General features: G+C 65.5%; 4 protein-coding genes. 1 reads left to right on the top strand and 3 read right to left on the bottom strand.

Features of this window, described 5'->3' with window-relative positions:
* The 3 genes from HC022_RS19260 to HC022_RS19250 form a co-directional block, all read right to left on the bottom strand.
* Window positions 1–336: AIR synthase related protein (locus HC022_RS19260; protein ID WP_368484701.1), on the bottom strand; the 336-nt coding region annotated here is incomplete at its 3' end.
* A 72-nt stretch (window positions 337–408) separates the two neighbouring features.
* A complete protein-coding gene (locus HC022_RS19255; RefSeq protein ID WP_167453494.1) occupies window positions 409–1,275 on the bottom strand; it encodes a class I SAM-dependent methyltransferase in 867 nt (288 codons plus the stop codon).
* Window positions 1,276–1,514: 239 nt separating this feature from the next.
* On the bottom strand, window positions 1,515–2,420 hold the full coding sequence (locus tag HC022_RS19250) for a LysR family transcriptional regulator (RefSeq protein ID WP_040384347.1): 906 nt from the start codon (window positions 2,418–2,420) through the stop codon (window positions 1,515–1,517).
* Between the two features lie 166 nt (window positions 2,421–2,586).
* Between HC022_RS19250 and HC022_RS19245 the strand changes: the two genes are divergently transcribed.
* On the top strand, window positions 2,587–4,778 hold a 2,192-nt coding region (locus HC022_RS19245; protein ID WP_167453493.1), incomplete at its 3' end, for an indolepyruvate ferredoxin oxidoreductase family protein.

The raw sequence follows: 4,778 nt of genomic DNA, 5'->3' as shown, positions 1-4,778 counted from the left end.
GATGCCGCCGACGCCGGTCGCCGCACCCTGGTAGGGCTCGATGTAGGAGGGGTGATTGTGGCTCTCCATCTTGAAGACCACCGCCTGGCCGTCGCCGATGTCCACCACGCCCGCGTTCTCCCCCGGGCCGCAGATGACCTGCGGGCCCTTGGTGGGCAGGCCCTTGAGGTGGATCTTGGATGACTTGTAGGAACAGTGCTCGTTCCACATGGCCGAGAAGATGCCCAGTTCGGTAAAGGTGGGCTCGCGGTTCAGGATCTGCAGGATCCGTGCGTATTCGTCGGGCTTGATGCCGTGTGCCGCGATCAGCTCTTCGGTGATGGCCGGTTCCTGCATGAACTTTCCCCTATGGCAGACTTGCGCACTCTTTAGTGCAAGGTCGCCTCCGGGGGAAGGGGGCGCGAAGTCTCAGGGGCGCGTTGCGGTGAAAAGGTTGATGCGTGCGGGGATATGGCAACCATTGCCGTCGTCGAAATCGCGGAACGCCTCCTTGACCTGCGCATGGATCGCGGCGCGGTCCGCCTCGGTGCCGTCCTTGTCGCGCAGGTGGCGCGAAATCGGGCCCACGAACTGGGTGAGCTCGGCGGCGGCCTCGAAGCCTTCGGGCACCTCGAGCGTGGTGTCGCGGACCTCGGCCGTGGCGCCGGGGGCGCCTGCGGCCTCGAGCAGCGCCAGCACGTGTGCGGTGTCGGCAAAGGCGGTGGGGCCGGGGCCGTGCGGATCGCCGGGGTCGGCGGGGCCCAGCCGCTCGGTCGCGAAGCGCATGGCGAGGGAAAACCACGGGTTGTGCGCCGCCTCGGCCCAGGCGGCGAAGACCAGCCGTCCGCCGGGCCGCAGATGCGACAGGATATTGCGGAAGCCCGCCACCGGATCTGCGAAGAACATCAACCCGTTCCGCGACACGCAGAGATCGAAGGGGGCGCCGTCGTGGGCCCATGTCTGGGCATCGGCCACGAGGAAGTCCGGCGCGCAGATGTCGAGTGCCGCGGCCTTGTCGCGGCCGACCCCGATCAGCGGCGCCGAGATGTCGAGCCCGAGCACGTAGCCCTTGGTTCCGACATGCTGCCCGGCGGCGATCGCCAGCGCCCCCGCGCCGCAGCCGATGTCGATAACCCGCTCGCCCGGCCGGGGCCGGGCCGCGTCGAGCACGAGGCGGCTGAGGTTCTCATGCAGCGTGTCGAGCTCGCGGTGCAGCCGGACCCAGTGCTGGCCGGGTCCGGTGCTCCAGAACGTTTCCTGAGCGGCGTTGGGCGGGGTCCCGGCGTGGCTGGTCATGGTGTCCTCCTGTTTGCGCCACCATACCCACGAATCCGGAGAGGCGGCGCCAAAAAAAAGGCCGAGCACAAAGCTCGGCCGTAGTCCAACAGGGAGGTATGAAGATGATGCGCGCTAGGGCGCTTCAAGCTTCATCTGCCGAATATGTTATCAGTTCTGAGTCGATCAAGGTTTAAGACGTCGCAGGCGCAGCATTTCCGCCATGTGTGTGGCGCATGGCTCACACTTTAAGCGGGAAATCAGTCTGCGCCCATCGCCCTGAGTTGTCTCCGGTGGGCGAAGATTTCGTCCTGAACGAAGTCGCGGAACGCCGCCACGCGCTTGGAATGGCGCAGCTCTTCGGGGTAGGCGAGGAACACCGGAACCTCGTTGCTCTCGACCTCGGGCAGGACCCGGATCACCGAGGGGAAATCCTCGATGATGTAGTCGGGGAGCACGCCGATCCCGAGGTTCGCGACCACCGCCTGCAGCACGCCGAAATAGTTGTTCACCGTAAGCGCCGTCTGCGGCCCGTAGGTCAGCAGCTCCTGCACCAGCAGCTTGCCTGCCGCGACCTGCGCCGAGGCCGGGTTCTGGCAGATCAGGCGATGGTTCTCGAGCTCTTCGAGCGCGCCCGGGGTGCCGTGTTCCGCGAGGTAGTCGGGAGAGGCGTACATCCGCATCCGGATCGACATCAGCCGCTTGCGGATGAGGTCGGCCTGGCTCGGCTCTTTCATGCGGATGGCGATGTCGGCCTCGCGCATCGGAAGGTCGAGCACTCGCTCCTCGAGCATCAGGTCGATCTTGAGATCGGGAAACTTCTCGTAGAGCTTCGTCAACCTGGGGGCGAGCCACAGAACGCCGAACCCATGGGTCGTGGTGACCTTGAGTTCGCCGAAGACCTCTTCCTCGCTGTCACGGATGCGTGCTGTGGCCGCGTCGATACGCTTGACCATGGCCGCGGTCGCGTCGAAAAGAAGTTCGCCCTGTTCGGTGAGAATCAGGCCGCGCGCATGCCGGTGGAACAGGGTCGTGTTGAGTGATTCTTCCAGCGACCGGATCTGCCGCGAGACGGCGGATTGGGACAGATGTAGAGCATCCCCCGCATGTGTAAGGCTGCCGGCGTCCGCCACCGCGTGAAATATTCTTAGCTTGTCCCAGTCCATGCCTTTGCCCATCGCTGCTCGCGGGCCCTCATATAAGACACAAATCTTAAATGGGAACCAATCCTTTCGTGACGCTGAAGAAACAGCGAAAAAACGCTATGAAGGTCAGCAGTTTTGACCTATTATGAGTGTATACTGCCCAAGGGATGAGCGTAGGGAGGCGCGCGTGACCAAAGTGGAGATTACACTCGAAGACCGTTTCAACCTGAACAAGAGCCCGGTTCTGCTGAACGGCACCCAGGCACTGGTCAGGCTCATGTTGATCCAGAAGGCCAGGGACCGTGCCGCGGGGCTGAATACCGCGGGCTACGTCACCGGCTACAGGGGGTCGCCGCTGGGGGCTGTCGACCTTCAGATGAAGCGGGCCGAGAAGCATCTCCGCGAGGCGGACGTTCTCTTTCATGAAGGCCTGAACGAGGATCTGGCGGCCACGGCGCTCTGGGGCGCCCAGCAGGCCGAGCTGCGCGGCGAGGGCAGGTTCGACGGTGTCTTCGGCCTTTGGTACGGCAAGGGCCCCGGCGTGGACCGCTCCGGCGACGTAATGCGCCACGCCAACATGGCGGGCACCTCGAAGCACGGCGGCGTGCTCATGGCCATGGGCGACGACCACACGGGCGAGAGCTCGACCGTGCTCCACCAGTCCGAATGGGCCATGATCGACGCCTACATGCCCGTGGTCTCGCCCGCAGGCGTGCAGGAGGTGCTGGACTACGGCATCTACGGCTACGCTCTGTCGCGTTTCGCCGGTGTCTGGGTCGGTCTCAAGACCATGAAGGACACCGTCGAGGCCACTGCGGTGGTCGACGGCCGCCCCGACCGCATGTCGCTGGTGATGCCGGCGTTCGACATGCCGCCGGGCGGGCTCAACATCCGGCTCGGTGACACTCCCCACGAGCAGGAAAAGCGCATCATCGACTACAAGCGCTTCGCGGCCGAGGCCTTCTCGCACGCGAACAGGATGGACAAGCGCATGTGGGGCAAGCCGGGCGCCAAGATCGGGTTCGTCGCCGCGGGCAAGAACTGGCTCGACCTCGTGCATGCGCTGTCGCTTCTGGGACTGGACGAGGCCGAGGCCGAGCGTCTGGGCATCACCACCTACAAGGTGGGGCAGACCTTCCCGCTCGACATGCTGGGCTTCCACGACTGGGCCGAGGGGCTCGACCTGATCGTCGTGGTCGAGGAGAAGCGCAAGCTCATCGAGGTGCAGGTCAAGGAGGCGATCTTCGACGACCGTCGGGGCCGCAGGGTCTATGGCTGGCACATCGGCGGCGGCGCGGGCTCGATGCACGGTCCCGAGCTCTTCCCGACGCAGGGCGCGCTGGACCCGATCATGATCGCCGAACGCCTCGGCAAGATCCTCATCGACGAGGGCCGGGGCACCGACCGCATCCGCGCGGGGCTGCAGTCGCTGGAAGAGGTGCGCAAGTCCGACAACGCTCCCGAGATCGCGGCGCGCCTGCCGTACTTCTGCTCTGGCTGCCCGCACAACACCTCGACCAGGGTGCCTGAGGGCTCGCGCGCCTACGCGGGCATCGGCTGTCACTACATGGTGCAGTGGATGGACCGCGAGACCACGGGCTTCACCCACATGGGCGGCGAAGGCGCCAACTGGATCGGCGAGGCGCCGTTCTCGAAGCGCCCGCACGTGTTCCAGAACCTCGGCGACGGCACCTACAACCATTCGGGCGTTCAGGCGATCCGGGCGGCGCTCGCGTCGGACACCAACATCACTTACAAGATCCTCTTCAACGACGCCGTCGCGATGACCGGCGGCCAGCCCAACGAGGGCGGTCTCACCGCCGACCGCATCGCGCGCGAGCTGGTCGCCATGGGGGTCAAGAACCTCGCCGTGGTCTATGACGAGAAGGAGGAACCCGACTTCAGCGTCTTCCCGCAAGGCATTGAAAAGCATGAGCGGGCCGAGATGGAGGCGGTGCAGAAGACCTTCGCGGGGATCAAGGGCGTTTCGGTCATTCTCTACATCCAGACCTGCGCCGCCGAGAAGCGCCGGCGCCGCAAGCGCAAGCAGTTCCCGGATCCCGACAAGCGGGTGTTCATCAACACCGACGTCTGCGAGGGCTGCGGCGATTGCGGCGTGCAGTCGAACTGCGTGTCGATTGTGCCCGCCGAGACCGAGCTCGGCCGCAAGCGCGCCATCGACCAGTCGAGCTGCAACAAGGATTTCTCCTGCCTCAAGGGCTTCTGCCCGTCCTTCGTGACGCTCGAGGGCGCCAAGATGCGCAAGGGCGACACTGCGGCGCTCGACCTGCCGCACCTGCCGGCGCCCGCGCTGCCGCAGATCAACGGCACCCACAACGTCGTCATCACCGGCGTCGGCGGCACCGGCGTGGTGACCAT

Source organism: Salipiger sp. HF18 (assembly GCF_011806505.1).
In the GTDB taxonomy this organism is placed as follows: Bacteria; Pseudomonadota; Alphaproteobacteria; order Rhodobacterales; family Rhodobacteraceae; genus Salipiger; species Salipiger thiooxidans.
Note: the sequence above shows the minus strand (reverse complement) of the source record. Positions and strands in the feature narration are given on the sequence as shown.